The following is a 19551-nucleotide window of genomic DNA, read 5'->3' on the forward strand; positions in this document are numbered from 1 at the left end:
AATAGATTATTCGGTATTAGCCCCGGTTTCCCGGAGTTATCCCAAACTATAAGGTAGGTTGCCCACGTGTTACTCACCCGTCCGCCGCTAACGTCAAAGAAGCAAGCTCCTTCTCTGTTCGCTCGACTTGCATGTATTAGGCACGCCGCCAGCGTTCGTCCTGAGCCAGGATCAAACTCTCCATAAAAGAAATTTGATTAGCTCAAATTGTTTTGCTGGCATCATGTTTGATGTCCAAAATTTTGTTTCGTTCACTAACTAAAGGTTAGCTACTGAAAACTTTATTGATTACGTTTTGCTTGTTCAGTTTTCAAGGTTCATTTTGTTGCTGTTTTCTCAGTAGCAACTTTTATATAATATCATGTCGTAAACTCGATGTCAACAACTAATTTATTTAATGTAGATGTTGTTTTCAGTAGTTATCTTAACGACTTGTATAATATTACACCCATAATTCAAAAAGGTCAACACTTTTTCTGATAAAATTTTATACTTTTTCATTTCATTGAAAAGCTTCCTATATAATAATTGATTTAATTCAGTTTAATTCTTAAGCGTTCCAACTAAATCACACTTATTGAAAGGTGATTAAATGAGAAGTACATTGTCTTTTCACGATTATAAGTGAACGACTTTTTTAAAAGAGAAGTTAAATGTAAGTATAAATTAAACAAAAAGACTCTTTCCTTTTGATGTAATTCCATTAATACTAATAGATGACCACTATGCGAAAAGGAGTTATGTAAAAATGTCCTATATGAACAAAGATCTTGCTCGTACATTAGAACAACAACATAAGCGAAGTGTTAGAGGTTTGTTTTTAAAAATCCAAGACTTAAATAATAATTGTACATTATTAAGAAAACGACTTGAACTACATATCGATTTAGCAGTTTATAAGCATGCTATTGATTATGTCAATCAATTCGTTTCCCATACAACCATCATCAACTTGAAATTCATTACAAATACACAAAATTTAGAAGTCGTTGTGTTACATACACTTTTATTAACGTATATAGTAGAAAACGAAGATTCGTATACTTTTGAATATGAACATAAATTACTCCAAGGGTATATTCATGAAATATTTGCGTTAAACGATCATGCCAAAGCACTTTATACAAATCACCAGGAAAAGATGCTTCATTATATGGAATCTCAACCAACATAAAAAGACGATCTTCGTAGCGCATTACTACTCGATCGTCTTTTATTTTATTTATTTTCGTCTATTAAACCTTTAATAATCATTGATCGAACTGGTAAGAACTGCTCTCCTGTATCACCATAAGTGAGAATGACATCATCACCTTCTTGTAAATAAATCGCAAGTGGTTCTGTTTCCGAGCTTACCAAATAGTTTTCTCCATTATTAAGTAATAATGATACAACTGTATAGTCACCAAGACGTTCCTTGTAGACGCGAAGCACCTTTCCACTTACATTTTTCTCTTCAGCCTTTGAACTTCCTTCTACTGTACTTCCTCCACGACTTAAGGCTGTCTTATATAATTTCAAAGCCTCTTTAGGAGTCGGCGCATAAACGGAAATTTCAGGATTTGCCGCAGATACAATGAAATAATTTTGTAAGAAACCATTTGAATCAAGCACCGCAGTTAGCCAGCTAGCCTCACCGTAAAAGTTATACAACACTGGCATTTCTCCAGACCATTTCTTCTCTATAAATTTCTTCTCAATAATTTGCAAGTTACCTTGTGAATCCATATAAGAAGCGTCTAAATTTCCAGTGTAATAAGTTGCTTGACCTGTTCGGGCATTTGTTAACGAATAGCCAAGCATTGAATCGACACCTTCTTTAGGGCTCGTAAAGTCTGTGAAATAATACATATCGCCCTTCTCATCAAAAATTGGGCTAACATTTGCCTCTGTTCCCTCATCTGAAGGAAGTTTCACATCTTTCTTACCAAACTTACTATTCCAAAATCCGTGTACATAGTTACCGAAATAACTATTTTGTAAACTTACTGTCTCTGGAGAAACCGCTCCATCAATAAATTCCGGGACATCCTCCAGCTTGATCACTTCCGACTTTCCTGATAGCGCATCTACAAGCACGATCCCTTTTACATCAAAGCCATTACGTGCTGAAATAAATTCACCATATGAACGGATGTAGTATGGTTTACCTTCATCATCTATTTCAAGTTGAACATCCCCGCTAAAAATAAGGAATGGATGTTGTAAACGTATATGACGCTCTAAATTTGAGTTTAAATAAGCAGACGGTACATACTTCATTTCCTGCTCAACAAATTTAGGATTATCCGCTGAATCCGTTGCACTCATTATAAAGTAACCAGGAGTCGTTCCTCCATTAAACCATTTAAAGAAACCAGAAAACTCAACTGGTGCTATATAAACATACTCGCCATTCACTTTTTGAATTTGCAAGCGCCCTAACTCGTAATAACTCGTATTCGGTACTTGTCCGAACGCTTTTTTCATCTTATTACGTGCAAATTTAGGAGGCACACTAGCTGGGGTTTGTGTTTCATCGAATGGTTTTATTTCAACCTTTTCCTTCATTTCAGCTGATTTAAATTTTTCATTCGCGTTCCATAAAGGTGCTGATAATACAAACACCGCAACTACTAAACTAGCTAAAAATAAAACACCCTTTATTTTTCTTTCAGTACCACTTGCAAGAAGTGCGCCGCCTAATGTTAATAATATAATAGCGGGCCAAAAAGCAAGCCAGTTTACATCCATTTTTGTCACATAAACTGTTATGCTAGTAGCTAAAAATCCTAGCACAAATACACCTATAAAGAAGTATCCAATTACCTTTTTAGATCCGTCTTCTCGTTTTTTCGTTATAAGCGGTGTTAATAAAACACTCGCGATTAATCCAATGACTGCCGAAGCTATTAATAGCTTGGTCATTTCGTTCACCCTCTCTTATCTACTGTCCACTTATTTACGGCTACATACTAAAAAAGTTTCATTCATACGATGAGTATAGAAACCCCTTTGTAGATTTCCTTTACAAAAGAATAAAGGAAATTCTGACATAGATAAAGAATTTCAAAGAAAAGGAGATGAGAAATTTGTCTAAAAAAATTTTATTAACATGTATTATTTTGTTTGGTCTTTATTATATTTTTTTCTTTTCCCATATTACAGAAAGCTTGATACTTATCTTTAAAGTCATACCAATGCTGTTAATCATTATTTTAGCCGCTTTACCAAAAAATTTAGGTATTAAAAAGTATCAATTACTGATTATTATCGGACTCGTATTTTGTATGGTCGGTGATTATACGCTACAGTGGTTTCTTATTGGGCTATCAAGCTTCTTAATCGGGCATATTTTTTATATTTTCGCCTTCTTATCTACTAATGAACGACAAGTACCTAACTGGGCGAAGATTGTTTTACTCGTTTATGGGGTAAGTATGGCTGTGTGGATTGCAGGTACAGTGTTTTCATCAGGAGAAGTCGTGCTTGGTATCGCGGTCATTGCCTATATTTCGGTCATATTAACGATGGGTTGGACTGCGATTCGAAAAGGTTCTAAATTTGCAACGATTGGGGCTCTACTATTTATCTCATCAGATTCCTATTTAGCTATTAACAAGTTTGTTATGCCCTTACCATTTTCACACGAGGTAATTATGTTGACCTATTACGGTGCCCAAATACTAATTGCGTTAAGCATCCTTCAATATTCCGAAATCCGAAGTAAAGTGTTACAATAATATCAATTATGCCTTGGTATAATTCCGTGACATTTACCAGAGGCTAGCGGATGTTTGAACACCCGCTGAAAGAAGTTAAACATACACACTAGGAGGCCATACTTATGAAAGAACAAGTAATTGAGCGTTTAATTCGTTATGCAAAAATTGATACACAATCTGATTTCACAAGCGAAACAACTCCTTCAACACAAAAGCAATTTGACTTATTGCATGTACTAAAAGATGAACTAGCTGCAATAGGCTTAACTGATATTACATTAGATGAAAATGGTTATTTATTTGCGACACTCGAAGCAAATACAGATAAAAATGTGCCTACTATTGGTTTTCTAGCACATGTGGACACTACAACAGATTTCACTGGCACAAACGTTAATCCACAGCGCATTAACAATTATGATGGTGGAACGATCCAACTAAATGAAAATCTAGCGATGTCGCCAGCAGATTTCCCAGAGCTTAAAAATTATGTAGGTCAAACGTTAATTACAACGGATGGTACGACATTATTAGGCGCTGACGATAAAGCTGGTATCGCAGAAATTATGACTGCCATGGAGTACCTAATAAAAAATCCTTCTATTAAACATGGTAAATTACGTGTAGCGTTTACGCCTGATGAAGAAATTGGTCGCGGTCCTCATAAATTTGATGTGGCTGCCTTTGGAGCAGACTATGCTTATACGATGGATGGCGGACCACTTGGCGAGCTACAATACGAAAGCTTTAACGCAGCAGGTGTAAAGGTTGTGACAAAAGGTACGAGTGTACACCCTGGTTCTGCGAAAAATAAAATGGTCAATGCTATCACAATGGCGATCGCCTTCCAACATGAAATGCCTACTGATGCCGTACCAGAAAAAACGGACGGCTATGAGGGCTTTATTCACTTAATGGGCTTTAACGGGGCGATTGAACATACTGAGCTTTCTTATATCGTCCGCGATCATGACCGTCAAAAGTTCGAGGCGAAAAAACAATTAATGCTTGAGGCTGCAGCAAAAATTAAAGCTCAATATGGCGAGGATGCTTTAAACATTACAATAGAAGATCAATATTATAATATGGGTGAAAAAATTGAACCTGTAAAAGAAATTGTTGACGTTGCACGCATAGCAATGGAAAAGTTAGATATTACTCCGATTACATTACCAATCCGCGGCGGTACTGATGGTTCACAGCTTTCTTACATGGGCTTACCAACACCAAACATTTTTGCAGGCGGCGAAAATATGCACGGTAAATTCGAATATGTATCTGCGGAAACAATGGAAAAAGCAACACAAGTTATTATTGAAATCGTACAGCTCTTTGAACAACAAGGAAAATAGTAATGAAGAAGGGTTCACCCCCTTCTTCCTATTTTCTATAAACAGATGACTGAATTTTCAAATTAAATAAAGGACTTTGAGGTGACTGTAATGAAAGAAATTGCATTAGGCATTTTTGCCTCTCTTTTTTTTGCTGTTACATTTATATTGAATCATGCAATGGAAATGCAGGGAGGTAGCTGGCTATGGAGCGCATCCCTACGCTATTTCTTTATGCTACCGTTTTTACTTGCAATCGTCTTCTACCGAAAAGGCTTTTCCCAACTATCAGGTGAAATGAAAGCACAGCCTGTAGGTTGGCTTCTTTGGAGCTTTATTGGGTTCGTATTGTTCTATGCCCCACTGACATTTGCAGCAGCATTCGGTCCAGGATGGCTCGTTTCCGGAACGTGGCAATTTACAATTGTCGCCGGCGTATTACTCGCTCCCCTATTTGTTTCAGTAGTAGCCGGGAAAACAGTACGTCAAAAAATACCACTTATTTCATTACTAATTTCATGTGTCATTTTAGTCGGCATTTTACTTATCCAAGTACCACAGGCACAATCTGTTCCATTTAAAAGTTTAATGCTTGGCATTTTACCTGTTGTCATCGCTGCTTTTGCGTACCCTCTTGGTAACCGCAAAATGATGGAAATCTGTGGCGGACGCATCGATACATATCAACGAGTTCTTGGGATGACCATCGCCTCGATGCCCGCGTGGATCATTCTAGCCATTTATGCAATGGCAACGGTCGGGCTCCCTTCAAGCAGCCAAGTCATACAATCATTACTTGTAGGTATAAGCTCTGGTGTCATCGCCACTACTTTATTTTTCATTGCGACTGACCGTGTTCGCGATCATCAAGGCAAGCTTGCAGCAGTCGAAGCAACACAATCAACTGAAATACTCTTTGTCATTATTGGTGAAGTATTGTTACTCGGCATCGCATTCCCAAATCCAATTGCTCTCGCGGGTCTAGGTGTCATCATTGTTGGCATGCTATTACATAGCTACTATACGATGATACTAGGAAAAAAGAGTGCTGTTCCTAGCAGTGGCTCTACTGAAAGATTGGAAATTTAAAAAAGTACATTACTAAATGTAATGTACTTTTTTTATTCTAGAGACACTTATATATCATTGTTTTAGATGTTCCTACTATTTCATAATCTTTGAAGCCTAGTTTTGATACATATTAATGGCCGTGTCATTTTCGAGGTCTACACTAAGTGAAATGGTATTGTATCCTTCATCCTTTGCTTGTTGAATTATTTTATGCATCAGTAAAGTTCCCACTCCTCTCCCTCTTACTTCTTTCAAAACAGCCATTCCTATTTCAGGCGTATTGCCATCAATATAACCATAGCTTTTATTATTGTTATTAAACAACCTATACCAGACCGCACCAACAGTTTTATTTTCTGCATCAACCGCAATCAATACTTTATCTCCCTTTCTCCCCCAACCTTCATGATATTTCCTTATGCCAGGCGCGTTGAGCAAAACTTCTTTTGATGGTTTATTCTCAACAATATGAATAGACTCATATAACATATCTAGAAAGAACTCAAACTCGTTTTTATCACCTTCGAAGTTTCTAATATAAAACATGAAATAATCACCCCTCTTTATTAAGGAATATTATATATTAAATTGTAATTTTTGCTATAATTATAAGGAGTTAAATGTTTTTAAATGTACGCACTATATATTAGCATTGATTGGAGTGGCGACTGGGCGACTCCTCGTGGATCAGCGTCACAGATGAGACCCTGGAGCGAAGCGAAGCGGCTCATCGGACGCCCCCAGGTAAGGGCTCAGCCGGAACGGAAATCAACTCGACTTTATGGTAGGGATAATTTTATTTTTAAAGGAATACTTTGAAGATTTATCAGAACATAATCTCATTTTATCGGAACAATTTCAGCTTTTATCGGAACAATCACGGTTTCAATCAAAAAAAGACGACTCAGTCACAATGGAATGAGTCGTCGAGAGATTTTACGTTCCCAAAAAATGAGGGGGGTTTTAGGAGCGCTTTATCATGAACTAGCAAACTTCTGGAGAAAAGCAGCTAAAGTTCATCCTCTCTACACTGTATTGTAGACGAGGAATAATCTTTATACGATAATGATAATCATTATCAATTATAAAGTCAACAGAAATCTGAAAATTTCTTAAAGTTTTTTTAAAAATTTCTTCCGCCAAAAGAAATTAATGTCACAATGCCTTCTTCAGCGAGCGACGGTATTGCCATTGCTTTAGCTGAAAATGTAGGAAACAACCTATACAAAAGCCTGCAATTGCTATCGATGAAGCTACAGCAACCATTCCCGTAAAGATATAGCCAACTACCTGCCATTTAAGACAGTAACCTAAAAATCCACCTGCTAAACATAAGCTAGCAATACTGGAATTAAACTTTTGCTGCTGCGCATCCTCTGGTATATATGTAGATGGTGCCTTTTTTAGAAACAGCTTCCCTACTCGAATAATAGGATTAACATTGCATAATACACCAAGTAAATTTGCTATTAATGGAATTGCTAAAATCCAAAAGATGCCTGATATCCACGTTAGAATGACGCTTATAAGAATCGTCCATTGATTGAGTCGAACGAGCGGCCTTGGAATTGCATGAGGCTGTGACATTTAAAAACCTACCTTTCAGATATGTTTAATGCATTTTGCTATATTGCAATCCATTTGTGAAGCAAAAATGATTAATTTATAATAAACGTAACAGATGATTGAAAGAAAAGGTGATGACCATGCCAGCATTAACGATGGATCAAGTTCGACAATTGAATTCCTATAGCATTTATACGACAGAACCAAAGCGGACATTATTTACATTAGCTGATATACATAAAGACTTTTACCATCCTGATTTTTTAAACCTGATGATGGGTATTACAGATGCAGCAACGGAAACAGCCGCTATTTCTCACTTTGCACGCCGCTACGGTATGTTTTTTGCTATGCAACTTTACATGCTCGCCGCCTATGATGAGGTTTGGAACGGTAAACCGATCGAGCTTCGTTTTGATGCAACAAAAGAATTCGACAGTTTTACAGTTGCAATGTTTGTTAACCCAAACGATTGGCGCTATGTCGAGGAGGAAGAACGTCAAGCCGTTATTGAGAAGATTCTATATGATGGGCACGTTATCGTTCAGCAGCTTCGTAAAGTAACATCTATTTCCCCTCTCACTATTTGGGAAAACTTCTTTGGATATTTACTTTGGCACTATCATATATTGCTTTCTAATCCTGGTCTTGCTGATCAAGCAATGGAGGATATTGAAACTTTAGAGGACCCTAAAACATGGGCTCGTTTCTCCAACAAATCTTGGTGGGCCCAATACACAGGAGGTCAAGGCCCCACTAATTTAGTGTACGTCCCAGTACGAAAATCATGTTGTTTTTCTAAAGACATCCCTGGTTTAATGGCTTGTGGCTTTTGTCCGATTAAATAAAAAAGCCTTACCTCTCATATTAAAAAGAATCCAGTTTGATCAATCTTTTATTCAAACTGGATTCTTCTTTTTATTTTTGTAGCTAATATTAACTTTTTTACTATTACTAAAAAAAGTTAAAACTTTTCCCAATCTGAGTCGTCTCTTTAGTGCGCGATATCTTACGGAGGATCAAAATGATTAATCAAAATCCATTTGAGGTGATTGAAGAGATTTACGAGGAGCATTACACATATTTGCGGAATTTTTTAATTGGATTAACTAAAAGTTATGACGTAGCCGATGACATCATCCAAGAGTTATTTGCAAAAATCTTAACAGATCCATTAAAAATTCAAGAAGTTACTTTTATGAAAAGTTGGTTAGTAAAGGTGGCTAAAAATACACTTCTCGATCATTACAAAAAAAGAAAACCCGAGCTGTTTCATGATGAAAGTGTAATTGAAAACTTATTAATTGATAATCAAACACCCGAATCAAAGGCAATTATAAATTCCCAAATTATTACTACTTTAGGTTATTTATCGACGAGTGATAAGGCCATTTTTTTAGCAAAGTTTCATTATGGTTATGATTACCAAGAAATAAGTACACTTTTGAATATACCTATCCCTACATTAAAATCCAAAATATTTAGGATGAGAAAGCAGATGGCTAGAAAGAGGTGAAAAAGATGGAGGATTCTCAAAAGATTCATATTCTTTCGCGGGAGTTAATCTCTGTATTTGATGAGTTAGAACAAGAGACAAAAGAAGTAGTTTTGGAACATATCCAAGACTGCAATGAGTGTAAGCAATTATTTAATGAATTAGCTGAGGGAAATTATCCGATGTTAGAATTGAGTGAAGAAGTAGAAATAAAGCCATTGAAGAAATTAGTTCAGTTTAATCATGGCCTTAAGTGGTTATTTATTTCCATTAGAGCGCTCATTTTATTTTATATCCTATATTCCTCTTTCCATTTTTACAACTGGGAACTGTCTGATGATGCGGCCATTGAATATATCAAAAGTGCCACTTTCCTGTTCTATTTCCCAGCAGCTATTTTTTTAGCAGTATTCACGATGACCTTCTTTACCAAAAGATGGGTTTTATTCTCAATTCTTTTTGATTTAGGGATTATATTTTTTTTAGACACATTGATATCGATTTTCTATTAATACATGGGGTGAACGAAATGGGAATGATAGTTTTAGTAGGTTTCATTTTAGGGGCAAGTATTTTCCTTTTTACTTTAATAGCTTTGAAAAAAACAGGAAAGTTCTACTTGGCTCCAATTGTAACATTTTTAATTGCTGTGCTTACTGTCCTATACGGATTATTCAAAGTGGGAGGCTTTGAAGGGATGGGTTTTGGAATTATTGGAGTAGGCATTTTGACAGCTGCCCTAGGCGGGACGTTAATACTTCCTTTCATGAAAGGTATAAAACAGTCTGAATTTAATAAAGTGGATAAATCAATTTTATTGATAGTCCCAGTCCTTATTTTTGCTATTATTGGTTGGACGATTACTTCAAATAAAGGTTATTGGGTCAATGAAGAAGGTGTTATAGAGGCTGGTAACGATACTTCCTCCTACTACGAGGTATCTACGATTTCTGAAGGAATGAAACAAATCCATATTCAATTAGGCGAGAAATATGAAGGAAAGCGTCTGGAAGTAAAAGATGTAAAGACCATAGGGAACACTGAAATCACAGTTAAAGTTGTCGATAGGGGAAATGCAAATGAGGGGCTCCCATTTATAGAGATAGGTCTAAATAAAATTGTTGAGCCGTTAGTGGTCCAAACAACTGATGGAGAGATAATCAATTCTAAATCTATTAACTAAAAAAACTACTTTAATGTAGTATAGTTAAATACCCTACCTCGAAAATTAATCAATTAACCCCGTCCTAATTCAGAACGGGGTTGTGTTTGTTCGAGCCTTTAAAATTAAATAACTTTATTGTTTTTTAATCGTGGCTATAATACTATTTGGGATCAGCTGGTCACTCATACTTGTGATGAGAAGATTGACGCCAAGCCCGCTAAAAGCGCCAACTCACAGCTTAATTTATATATTATTCTTTTGCCGATAAGGTAAGGCTTTTTACTATTATTTATTTTTCATAAACGACGAACCAATCATCTTGATCCTCATACATAGAAGTACCTGTATAACCCTGTTTCAAAAGCTGTTGCTGACCAGCCGTATCATCCATCGAAATCGTCATCTTTTCTGTAAAGGTTGGTAACTCTTGTCGCAAGTCTTTATAGAAAACATATCGCAGCTTATCTACATACTTAATTTTCAACCCCTTTACGACTAATCCTTGAGAAAATTTATCTTTCAAGCTAGGGATATTATATGGCTTGACCGTTGAACATACATAATCATATTTTGCTAAATCGATATGACTCATGACAATTTGGGCTAATGTTTTTTGTAATCCGTAGCCACGATATGTCGGTGAGACATTCGATATTTCTTGGTATAAAACTTTATGAAATTCATCCTCGCCAATCTCACAGTCATAGCCAAGGTGCTCGTCATCGACAGGTGGGTTCAATAGTGCACGAAAGGCGATTAACTCCTCCCCTACGTAAGCACCTATCATCATGCCATTGCCGCTTAAAATATAGTCAAATTCCTCCATGCTTAATGGCTGTAATATACTTTGGTCTGCTAATGATTCATAAACCTCAAGCTGCAATTTTTCAATTTCTTGCATATGTTGAAGATTTAATGTTGTAACAAAAAACGGCGTTTTCCCAAGCATACCTTCATAAATTTTCTCCATTTCGCCGCCTCCTTAGACTGTTACAATTGTTGAGAACTTACATAATTCTTTAAGGATCTCTTCATCTACGTCGACACCTAATCCTGGTTTTTCATTTAAACAGATAAATGGAACATCATAGTGTAAGTTTCCGACATCCTTAGAGAACTTTAATGGACCTGTTAATTCTACACTTGTCATTATTTTTTTAGAGAATGCTACGTGGAAGCCAGCTGCTGAACCCACGGATGATTCTACCATTGAACCGATTTGACATTCAATGCCTGCCATTTCAGCCATAACTGCTAGTTTCATAGCAGGATAAATGCCACCGCATTTCATTAATTTAATATTAACTTTATCTGCAGCACGCTTTGCGATAATTTCACGCATTTCACGTACACCGCGAAGTCCTTCATCAATCATTAATGGAACATCAGATTTTGACTTCACCTCTACCATTCCATCAATATCTTCACTATCTACTGGCTGTTCTAACCAATCGATATTCAGATCTTTCAATGCACGTAAACCTTGTAATGTAGTGGACGCATTTCTCCAACCTTGGTTTACATCTACACGAATAGCAATGTCCTCACCAACGCGTTCTCGCACCGCTTTGATACGAGCAACATCACGAGTTACCTCTGTTCCTACCTTCATTTTAAATGATTGATAGCCCATTTCTACACGATTAGCCGCCTCTTCTGCCATAGCCTCAGGTGTTCCAATACTCAATACATGGGTAATCGGGAATTTCTCGTGATAACGTCCACCTAGTAGTTGGTACACCGGAACATGCAACACTTTCCCTGCAATATCAAAACAAGCAATGTCAATCGCTGCTTTTGCTGCTGGGACATCTTTCACTACTTTGTTCATCTTATCGTGAAGCTTTTCAAAGGCCATTGGATTTTCTCCAATGATTGCAGGAGCAAGCTGGTTTTTTAATAGCGCGTATGTGCTCTCCCACGTCTCCCCTGTTACGTGTTCATCTGGCACAGCTTCACCGTAGCCTACAATACCTGTGTCTGTCGTAACCTTCAAAATAATAGAAGGCATCGTATCATATGTAGCATAACTGATGATAAATGGATCAATAAGTGGTAAATGGATTGCAAAAATTTCTACTTGTTGGATTTTCATTTTTATCAGTCTCCTGTATAATATAGTTGTCGCTAATACGTCGTTAATTATCGAAAAAATATAGAAGAAAAGGAACGTACCTATGTCTACTAAAATAGCGGTTATCTGCTCTAAAGCATTTATGAAGCGTATAAATAGTATCGCACAAAACATAGAGAATATTCAAATAGATTTTTATCTTTACAAGCAACCTACAGAGGCACCCGTTTTGTTAAAGGAAATTAAGCCATGTGATGCACTTTTATTCGGCGGAACGTTGCCCTATTTACATGCCCAGTCCGCACTATCAGAGATGCCAATACCTTGGAATTATATAAAACAAGACGAGACGGCAATTTCCACAACCTTATTATCACTTGTAGCGAATCATGCGGTACCTTTAAATAGAATTTCCATCGATGTTATGAATCCAGCTATTGTCGAAAATGTTTTAACAGAAATAGAGTATTTTGGTCCAAAACCATATATACAGGCTATTTCTATCACTGAACCTACTCAATCTATAATGCAGCATCATATCGCTTTATGGGAGGCTAACAGCATTGATTTTGTCATAACAAGTATTCATAGTGTGTTTGATGAATTACAAGTTCTTCAAATACCCGCAATGCGCATGTTAGATGCAACTAACTCCATTATCCAATGCCTAGAGGAGACGAAATCTCAATCACTTCTTACAAAATCTGAATCTGTGAAAGCTGCCGTTGGACTATTAGAGGCTTCTGAAAATAAACCTATAGACGATAACATGCTCACTCAAATCACAGCAATTACGCATTCAACTTATAAAGAAATTTCACCGTATTCTTTTGAACTATATACGACAGCTGGGCATTTGCAAAAGGCCCTCGAAAAAGAGAACTTACAGAATTTATTACAACAAAGCGATCAGTCGTTTAAGCTAGCATTTGGGTATGGTCACTCTATAGTTGAGGCTAACCATAATGCCAAGAATGCATTAACATTTGCTAAACCTTGTGAAATTTATATACTCGATGAGCATAAAAACTTGCTAGGTCCATTCCCGAAATCAGAACTAAGATTAGCTTTAAAAACAGATGATCCATACGTTTTACAAATGGCAAAGCAAACAAGCTTAAGTCCATTAAATATTTCTAAAATCATTCATTTTAGCCGGGAGCGCCAAACAGCTCAATTTACATCTCATAATCTTGCAGAATACTTACAAGTTACACGCCGCACAACAGAGCGCATTATTAAAAAATTAGTGGATAATGGCTATGCTAAAGTAGTTGGTGAAGAAATGCCTCACCAACAAGGTCGCCCACGTACAATTTACGAATTGAACTTTGCAGTCTATTGAAAATAAAAAACTCTCGCAGATGCTTTTGCATCCGCGAGACTTATCAGAAAAGAGAGGATTTTTAGCCTTCTAGATTTAGTCAGCCATGACCATATTAGAATCATTTAGTTCTTCCTCTTTTTTGCGATTCTCTGCTGCTTCCATTTCTTCAGGTGTCAGCTTAACAATCGCAAATCCGATATATGCATAAAAAATTGAAATAATAGGTACTAGGAAGTTAATAATTGCATACGGCGCGTATTCCATTGCCCCTACACCTAACGTCGCTAAAATAAAGACTCCACAAGTATTCCATGGGAAGAATACAGAAGTTAGTGTTCCCCCATCTTCTAACGCGCGAGATAAGTTTTTCGAATGTAAGCCACGCTCTCGATACACATTCGCAAACATACGTGATGGTACAACAATTGAAATATACTGCTCAGAACATGTAGCATTTGTTGTAATACATGCAGCAATCGTTGAAGCAACTAAGCTTCCTGTAGATTTAGCAAATTTCACAATGACATCCATAAGCGCTTTTAACATGCCAGAATACTCTAACACTCCACCGAATGTCATAGCCACAATCGTCATTGAAACCGTATTCATCATCGAATCTAAGCCACCACGGTTAAATAGGTTGTCCACCATTTCATTGCCAGTTGAAATAACAAATCCTTCTTGTAAAGCATGTACGGCCATTGTAGGTGTACCGCCTTGTACGAAGATTTGTAGTAAGAATCCTGAGATAATTCCGACAACTAAGGCTGGAATCGCAGGCACTTTTTTCGCTACTAATACAATTACACCAACTGGTACAAGCAATAACCAAGGAGAAATAACAAAGCTTTCCTCCATTACTTTTAATGTTGTTAAAATGCTTTCTGATTGCATTGAAATATCCGCGAAGCTTCTTCCCATAATTCCAAATACAACGGTTGCAATGACTAAAGCTGGAATAGTCGTATAAAGCATGTGCTTAATATGATCAAATAAGTCGGTACCTGTTAAACCTGCTGCGAGGTTAGTAGTATCCGATAATGGTGACATCTTATCACCAAAATATGAACCCGAAATAACCGCTCCGGCAATCATTGCTGCAGGGATCCCCATACTTAAACCAATACCCATTCCAGCAACACCGATTGTAGCCATCGTTGACCATGAGCTACCAATCGCCAATGAAACGATTGAACATAACAGCATGATTGTTACTAAAAACCAAGCTGGAGAAATTAATTTTAAACCAAAATAAATCATTGTCGCTACGACACCGCCGCCAATCCATGCGCCGATTGTCAAACCTACTAAAATAATAATTACAATTGCAGGTAAAGCTAGACGTATCCCCTTATACATCATTTCCTCAATTTCCATCCATTTAAATCCATGCATTTTGGCAACTACTGCTGCTACAGTTGTTCCGATAATAAGTGGTACGTGAGGACTTTGCTCTAACACAACTACTGTAATTAACATAGCTATAATCATTATTACAAAAGGCAGAAGTGCCCAACCAGCATTAATATCTTTTTTCATGAATCCATCCCCTTTTTTTGCACCAGTTGCCAAGCTTGGTTGTCAAAGACGCAAATAATTTTTTACGTTTTTTAGCATAATATTCAAAAAATTAAAAGTCAACGCAAAAAAATTATGCTTCTAGAGCAATTCCGACTATTTTTGCGCAATAAAACGCTTTCAAATAGCTATTTAGGGCAATGCGGAATATTCATATATTTCGATAAAAAAGAAAATAAAAAGGAACTCTATCAAAAGAATTTTGATATAGCTCCCTCTCACATTCATTATTCGTATTCAGGTTTTTTTTCTAACACACAAGCAAGTACTTTCGCAGCGTCCATTAATGCACTTCTTTCAAAAGTCATTTTTGGATGATGCAATCCAGGCGATAAGTTGGCCCCAATACCAACCATTGTTGCTTTTAATTCAGGTTTTTTCACTGTGTAAAAATGGAAATCATCACTTCCAGGTGTTGTGATTTCCCCTGCTAGATGCTCTTCCCCAAGTGTTTCAATAATTGCGTCTTTAGCCATACGTGCGGCAATTGAAGAAACTTCAGCACCAGGTGTAAAGTCTATCCATTTCCAGTCTATATCAATCTCAAACTGCTGTTGGATAGATTTTAAGCCAAATCCAATACGACTACGAAGTAACTCTAGTTGGTTATTATGTTGCGCTCGAATATCCATCGAGAAGCTCGCAGTACCTGGAATAATATTCGTGCTACCACCATCCGCAACAATCTTCGTTAGCTTTGCAGAATGAGGCTCGAAAGGTGATAAATGTATGCTATTGAGCATTTGTTGTATGGCCATAATCACATCAATTGCATTTTTCCCTTGGTGAGGTCTAGCACCATGGGCGTCTGTGCCTCGAATTGTTCCTTCTAAAAAATAGGCTGCCCCGTGATGAATCGCAGGCGATACCTTGCCAAGTGGTAGCTCTTCAATTGGTCTTAAATGAACACCAAATAAATGCGATACACTATCAACCGCTCCTCGCTCAAAGGCAGCACAAGCTCCATTCCCAAGTTCTTCAGCAGGCTGGAAAATAAAACGAACACGATGTTGCAATGGTCGATCTTTCAGTAATAATAAAGCGCCAAGTACCATCGTTATATTGGCATCATGACCACATGAGTGGTTCGCTTGCCATTTCCCATCCACTTCCTGCCATAATGCGTCTATATCTGCACGTACAGCAACAATTTCATCACCTGTACCAATTTCAGCAATTAGCCCTGGAACATCTCCTAACAACCGATAGGATACGCTTAACTCATCTAAAATCGACGCGATCTTTTTTGTCGTTTCGAATTCCTTCCAACTGACCTCTGGGTATTCATGAAAATGTTCAAACCATTGGTAAATCGTTTCCTCTAACACTGCATTTGACATAACCACACCTCTATACGCATTTTTGTTTCCCATTATACATGAAACGAATTCATAAAAAAAAGAGGACAATAACTTTAGTTTTCCGTTCTGGCTGAGGGCGTCCGAGTAGTCGCCCTCAGTTGATAAAGACTGAAATTATTCTGATAAAAGCTAAGTTTGTTCCGATAAATCCAGAAAATATTCCGATAAAATTTATAATTGTTCCGATAAATCTTCAAAGCATTCATCTAAACCAACAGAGGTTGGTCACGAAGAGTATATATTTCTACAAATACTACTCCCAACTTTTATGTAAAAAACAAAGGACTGTGTTAAAAGTAATTTCTACCTTTAGCACAGTCCCTCAAATAAATATTATAAACTTGTAAAAAAACCTTCTGGATATTCTTCATAATGTACCATTGTTAGTTGCTCCTCATTTTTTTCCTCTTCGATATTTAGCTCCAATTCCTGATCCATTAGATACGTTTCAAATTTTGAGTTAAAAAATTTGTTCATTTAAACACCTCCACAATAAATTTAATTGAATTTTCTGATAAAAGAATTATACAATGACCTTTGCAGAAAAAGCAATAAACGATGCTCATTATGCATAAAAAATATGAAAACGATCTACTTTTTAGATTATTATTCAAACAAAAAAGGGATATATCAGAAATTATGATACATCCCCTATATGGTAAGACTTATAAACCAAGTGCTCGGTACATAATCGCCGTAAATTCTGCACGCGTTAAGGTTTCATTTGGTCTAAAATTGCCGTTTTCATCGCCTTGTGCGATGTTATGGTCTGCTAAAGCGGCAATATATTCACTCGCCCAGTGTGACGGGGCAACATCTTTGAATGTACTATTGCCATCTGGCGTTAAGCCAAATGCGATCACCATCACTTTTGCCATTTCAGCACGTGTTATAGAAGCGTTTGGTCGGAACGCTCCATTTGAATCGTCCACGATACCCGCTCGTTGTAGTCGTGTAATTTGTTCATAATTCACATGACTTTTAGGAACATCCGAAAACGATTCAGCGTCTCGAATTGGTGCTGGTTGTAACGCACGGTCAATCATAAGCACTATGTGTTGACGTTGAATCCTATCATTTGGTCGGAATGTGCCATCTGGATAACCTATAATAATGCATCGATTGGCAACTTCTTTAATCATATGTTGTGCCCAGTTATGATCAATATCCTTGAAAGTAATGTCACAACCACGGCTTTCCTTCATCCATCGCGCATATAATGTTAAGTCTTATGTGACTACATCTTTGTCAAAATCCCATGCTTTTGTGAAATTTTTATTTTTATACCAACCAATAAATAGGTTGCCTTCCTTCTTCGGATTAGAAGGTGGTTTCACTAAAGCTTTATAGCCAAGCTTTTGGGATGGAATTTCATTGCCTCCGTCGGAATCAAACGTCACTTTATAGTCCTTTGTCCACTTCGCATACAACGTGATGTCTGCCGTTACCTTATCTTCTGCAAAGTCCCATACATGGTTAAGCTCTTTATCTTTATACCAGCAATCAAATTGATAGCCTTCTTTTACTGGAGCGGTAGGGACTGATGTTAATTCTCCATATACTACCGGTTGAGTTGGAACTTCGCTTCCTCCATTGGCATCAAACTTGACAAACATTCTCCACTTAGCATAAATAGTCATTGGTTTCGTTACAGAGTAATTCCAAATTTTTGTATGATCTTCATCTTCCCACCACCCGATGAACCATTTCTCATTCTCCTTATACGGAGCAAATGGATAATTCTGTTTATCCCATTGGAATTCATGTTCTCCATGAAAGATTACAACATCTAATGGATTTGCTTGAAATGCTTTCTCTCCTATTGTTATCACGTTTGATGGAATGTCTACTCTTGTTAATTGATTAAGAGAAAATGCAGAACTTCCTATTGTTGTCACGCTTGATGGAATGTCTACTCTTGTTAATTGATTATCAAAAAATGCTCTGGATCCTATCGTTGTCAGGTTTTCATTGAATCCTACACTTGTTAATTGATTCATAGCAAATGCATAATCTTCTATTGTTGTCACGTTTGATGAGATATCTACTCTTGTTAATCGATTCATAGAAAATACCTCTTCTTCTATCGTTGTCACCTTTGGTGGGATTTCTATACTTGTTAATTTATTCGTAGCAAACGCCTTTGCTCCTATTGCCGTCACACTTGATGGGATGTCTACACTTGTTAATTGATTAGAATGAAATGCCCATGCTCCTATCGCTGTCACGTTTTCGTGGAATTTTACACTTGTTAATCGATTATTCCAAAATACAGTGCCTCCTATTGTTGTCAGCTTTGGTGGAATTTCTACACTCGTTAATTGATTATTATCAAATGCACCGTTTCCTATTGCTGTCACGCTTGCTGGGAAGTCTACACTTGTTAATAGATTACCAGAAAATGCTTTTAATCCTATCGTTGTCAGGCTTGAGTTTGAAGGGATTTTTATACTTGTTAATCGATTATATTGAAATGCTCTCTCCCCTATCACTGTCACACTTTCAGGGATTTCCACACTTTCTAATCGACTTTCATAAAATACTTGTTCTCCTATCGTTGTCAGGCTTGAGTTTGAGGGGATTTTTACACTTGTTAATTGATTATTATAAGCAAATGCTCTAAATCCTATCGTTATTACGCTTGACGGAATCGTTACACTTGTGAGCTGTTTTTGTTGAAATGCGTACTGTCCTATTTCTATAACTGGTTTACCATTGATTTCATTGGGTATGACAACATCTTTTGTATTTCCGTACCATTTTACAATGGCAACACCATTACCGCGATCTACAATACCAAAATCATCGGCAATTTTGGGTACATTAGTCATCCCTTCATCGTTCAAAGAAGTATTTTCATCCTCCGTAATAGTTGCGGC

Annotated in this window: 19 protein-coding genes and 1 rRNA gene; 9 read left to right on the forward strand and 11 right to left on the reverse strand. The window is 37.0% G+C overall.

The window, feature by feature from the left end:
* A 16S ribosomal RNA gene (locus tag B1B04_RS24615) occupies positions 1 to 187 on the reverse strand; the annotation flags it as partial.
* A 561-nt stretch (positions 188 to 748) separates the two neighbouring features.
* On the opposite strand from B1B04_RS24615, the gene B1B04_RS24620 reads away from it, so the two are divergent.
* Complete coding sequence (locus tag B1B04_RS24620) at positions 749 to 1174, forward strand: hypothetical protein (protein WP_079564229.1); 426 nt, start codon at positions 749 to 751, stop codon at positions 1172 to 1174.
* A gap of 44 nt (positions 1175 to 1218) precedes the next feature.
* Here B1B04_RS24620 and B1B04_RS24625 read toward each other — a convergent pair whose 3' ends face one another.
* Positions 1219 to 2907, reverse strand: coding sequence for a hypothetical protein (locus B1B04_RS24625; RefSeq protein WP_079564232.1), 1689 nt, complete (start codon positions 2905 to 2907; stop codon positions 1219 to 1221).
* Between the two features lie 155 nt (positions 2908 to 3062).
* Here B1B04_RS24625 and B1B04_RS24630 point away from each other — a divergent pair, with 155 nt between their 5' ends.
* The 3 genes from B1B04_RS24630 (at position 3063) to B1B04_RS24640 (ending at position 6124) form a co-directional block, all read left to right on the forward strand.
* The gene (locus B1B04_RS24630; RefSeq protein ID WP_240518390.1) at positions 3063 to 3722 is read left to right on the forward strand and encodes a lysoplasmalogenase; all 660 of its coding nucleotides are present in this window, start codon (positions 3063 to 3065) and stop codon (positions 3720 to 3722) included.
* A gap of 104 nt (positions 3723 to 3826) precedes the next feature.
* A complete protein-coding gene (gene pepT, locus B1B04_RS24635; protein ID WP_079564237.1) occupies positions 3827 to 5056 on the forward strand; it encodes a peptidase T in 1230 nt (409 codons plus the stop codon).
* Between the two features lie 90 nt (positions 5057 to 5146).
* Positions 5147 to 6124, forward strand: coding sequence for a DMT family transporter (locus B1B04_RS24640; protein WP_079564240.1), 978 nt, complete (start codon positions 5147 to 5149; stop codon positions 6122 to 6124).
* Positions 6125 to 6220: 96 nt separating this feature from the next.
* Here the strand turns inward: B1B04_RS24640 and B1B04_RS24645 are convergent, their stop codons facing one another.
* Positions 6221 to 6652 carry a GNAT family N-acetyltransferase gene (locus tag B1B04_RS24645; protein ID WP_240518391.1) on the reverse strand — a complete coding sequence of 144 codons (432 nt, stop codon included), beginning with the start codon at positions 6650 to 6652 and terminating at the stop codon, positions 6221 to 6223.
* A gap of 609 nt (positions 6653 to 7261) precedes the next feature.
* Positions 7262 to 7693, reverse strand: coding sequence for a DUF4395 domain-containing protein (locus tag B1B04_RS24655; RefSeq protein WP_079564245.1), 432 nt, complete (start codon positions 7691 to 7693; stop codon positions 7262 to 7264).
* A gap of 119 nt (positions 7694 to 7812) precedes the next feature.
* Between B1B04_RS24655 and B1B04_RS24660 the strand changes: the two genes are divergently transcribed.
* The 4 genes from B1B04_RS24660 to B1B04_RS24675 all read left to right on the forward strand — a co-directional run bounded on the left by B1B04_RS24660 (position 7813) and on the right by B1B04_RS24675 (position 10350).
* On the forward strand, positions 7813 to 8520 hold the full coding sequence (locus B1B04_RS24660) for a Fe-S oxidoreductase (protein WP_079564247.1): 708 nt from the start codon (positions 7813 to 7815) through the stop codon (positions 8518 to 8520).
* 176 nt (positions 8521 to 8696) lie between these two features.
* The gene (locus tag B1B04_RS24665) at positions 8697 to 9188 is read left to right on the forward strand and encodes an RNA polymerase sigma factor (RefSeq protein WP_079564250.1); all 492 of its coding nucleotides are present in this window, start codon (positions 8697 to 8699) and stop codon (positions 9186 to 9188) included.
* 5 nt (positions 9189 to 9193) lie between these two features.
* A complete protein-coding gene (locus B1B04_RS24670; RefSeq protein ID WP_079564253.1) occupies positions 9194 to 9679 on the forward strand; it encodes a hypothetical protein in 486 nt (161 codons plus the stop codon).
* 17 nt (positions 9680 to 9696) lie between these two features.
* Positions 9697 to 10350, forward strand: a complete 654-nt coding sequence (locus B1B04_RS24675; RefSeq protein WP_079564255.1) for a hypothetical protein — start codon at positions 9697 to 9699, stop codon at positions 10348 to 10350.
* A gap of 271 nt (positions 10351 to 10621) precedes the next feature.
* On the opposite strand, the gene B1B04_RS24680 is transcribed toward B1B04_RS24675, so the two are convergent.
* Both B1B04_RS24680 and B1B04_RS24685 read right to left on the reverse strand, forming a co-directional pair.
* Positions 10622 to 11302, reverse strand: a complete 681-nt coding sequence (locus B1B04_RS24680; RefSeq protein WP_079564258.1) for an N-acetyltransferase — start codon at positions 11300 to 11302, stop codon at positions 10622 to 10624.
* A 12-nt stretch (positions 11303 to 11314) separates the two neighbouring features.
* The gene (locus tag B1B04_RS24685; protein WP_079564261.1) at positions 11315 to 12427 is read right to left on the reverse strand and encodes a mandelate racemase/muconate lactonizing enzyme family protein; all 1113 of its coding nucleotides are present in this window, start codon (positions 12425 to 12427) and stop codon (positions 11315 to 11317) included.
* 82 nt (positions 12428 to 12509) lie between these two features.
* Between B1B04_RS24685 and B1B04_RS24690 the strand changes: the two genes are divergently transcribed.
* Positions 12510 to 13751, forward strand: coding sequence for a hypothetical protein (locus tag B1B04_RS24690; RefSeq protein ID WP_079564264.1), 1242 nt, complete (start codon positions 12510 to 12512; stop codon positions 13749 to 13751).
* Between the two features lie 75 nt (positions 13752 to 13826).
* Here B1B04_RS24690 and nhaC read toward each other — a convergent pair whose 3' ends face one another.
* From nhaC to B1B04_RS24710, 5 genes are all read right to left on the reverse strand, one after another.
* Positions 13827 to 15272: a Na+/H+ antiporter NhaC gene (gene nhaC / locus B1B04_RS24695; RefSeq protein WP_079564266.1), complete on the reverse strand. Its 1446-nt coding sequence runs from the start codon at positions 15270 to 15272 to the stop codon at positions 13827 to 13829.
* A gap of 266 nt (positions 15273 to 15538) precedes the next feature.
* Positions 15539 to 16651 carry an amidohydrolase gene (locus B1B04_RS24700; protein WP_079564269.1) on the reverse strand — a complete coding sequence of 371 codons (1113 nt, stop codon included), beginning with the start codon at positions 16649 to 16651 and terminating at the stop codon, positions 15539 to 15541.
* A gap of 354 nt (positions 16652 to 17005) precedes the next feature.
* Positions 17006 to 17149 (reverse strand): hypothetical protein, encoded by a 144-nt coding sequence (locus B1B04_RS25855; RefSeq protein ID WP_170939077.1) that lies wholly within the window; start codon positions 17147 to 17149, stop codon positions 17006 to 17008.
* A 188-nt stretch (positions 17150 to 17337) separates the two neighbouring features.
* Positions 17338 to 17877: an S-layer homology domain-containing protein gene (locus tag B1B04_RS24705; RefSeq protein ID WP_079564271.1), complete on the reverse strand. Its 540-nt coding sequence runs from the start codon at positions 17875 to 17877 to the stop codon at positions 17338 to 17340.
* Between the two features lie 24 nt (positions 17878 to 17901).
* Positions 17902 to 19551: leucine-rich repeat protein (locus B1B04_RS24710; protein ID WP_170939078.1), on the reverse strand; the 1650-nt coding region annotated here is incomplete at its 5' end.

Source organism: Lysinibacillus sp. KCTC 33748, from assembly GCF_002237755.1.
Taxonomy (GTDB): Bacteria; Bacillota; Bacilli; order Bacillales_A; family Planococcaceae; genus Lysinibacillus.

What these genes read in the sequence shown, in the direction of transcription:
- B1B04_RS24620 (WP_079564229.1), top strand. Translation starts at nt 749, where the DNA reads ATGTCCTATATGAACAAAGATCTTGCTCGTACATTAGAACAACAACAT.
- B1B04_RS24625 (WP_079564232.1), bottom strand. Translation starts at nt 2,907, where the DNA reads ATGACCAAGCTATTAATAGCTTCGGCAGTCATTGGATTAATCGCGAGT.
- B1B04_RS24630 (WP_240518390.1), top strand. Translation starts at nt 3,063, where the DNA reads ATGAGAAATTTGTCTAAAAAAATTTTATTAACATGTATTATTTTGTTT.
- pepT (WP_079564237.1), top strand. Translation starts at nt 3,827, where the DNA reads ATGAAAGAACAAGTAATTGAGCGTTTAATTCGTTATGCAAAAATTGAT.
- B1B04_RS24640 (WP_079564240.1), top strand. Translation starts at nt 5,147, where the DNA reads ATGAAAGAAATTGCATTAGGCATTTTTGCCTCTCTTTTTTTTGCTGTT.
- B1B04_RS24645 (WP_240518391.1), bottom strand. Translation starts at nt 6,652, where the DNA reads ATGTTTTATATTAGAAACTTCGAAGGTGATAAAAACGAGTTTGAGTTC.
- B1B04_RS24655 (WP_079564245.1), bottom strand. Translation starts at nt 7,693, where the DNA reads ATGTCACAGCCTCATGCAATTCCAAGGCCGCTCGTTCGACTCAATCAA.
- B1B04_RS24660 (WP_079564247.1), top strand. Translation starts at nt 7,813, where the DNA reads ATGCCAGCATTAACGATGGATCAAGTTCGACAATTGAATTCCTATAGC.
- B1B04_RS24665 (WP_079564250.1), top strand. Translation starts at nt 8,697, where the DNA reads ATGATTAATCAAAATCCATTTGAGGTGATTGAAGAGATTTACGAGGAG.
- B1B04_RS24670 (WP_079564253.1), top strand. Translation starts at nt 9,194, where the DNA reads ATGGAGGATTCTCAAAAGATTCATATTCTTTCGCGGGAGTTAATCTCT.
- B1B04_RS24675 (WP_079564255.1), top strand. Translation starts at nt 9,697, where the DNA reads ATGGGAATGATAGTTTTAGTAGGTTTCATTTTAGGGGCAAGTATTTTC.
- B1B04_RS24680 (WP_079564258.1), bottom strand. Translation starts at nt 11,302, where the DNA reads ATGGAGAAAATTTATGAAGGTATGCTTGGGAAAACGCCGTTTTTTGTT.
- B1B04_RS24685 (WP_079564261.1), bottom strand. Translation starts at nt 12,427, where the DNA reads ATGAAAATCCAACAAGTAGAAATTTTTGCAATCCATTTACCACTTATT.
- B1B04_RS24690 (WP_079564264.1), top strand. Translation starts at nt 12,510, where the DNA reads ATGTCTACTAAAATAGCGGTTATCTGCTCTAAAGCATTTATGAAGCGT.
- nhaC (WP_079564266.1), bottom strand. Translation starts at nt 15,272, where the DNA reads ATGAAAAAAGATATTAATGCTGGTTGGGCACTTCTGCCTTTTGTAATA.
- B1B04_RS24700 (WP_079564269.1), bottom strand. Translation starts at nt 16,651, where the DNA reads ATGTCAAATGCAGTGTTAGAGGAAACGATTTACCAATGGTTTGAACAT.
- B1B04_RS25855 (WP_170939077.1), bottom strand. Translation starts at nt 17,149, where the DNA reads ATGAACAAATTTTTTAACTCAAAATTTGAAACGTATCTAATGGATCAG.
- B1B04_RS24705 (WP_079564271.1), bottom strand. Translation starts at nt 17,877, where the DNA reads ATGAAGGAAAGCCGTGGTTGTGACATTACTTTCAAGGATATTGATCAT.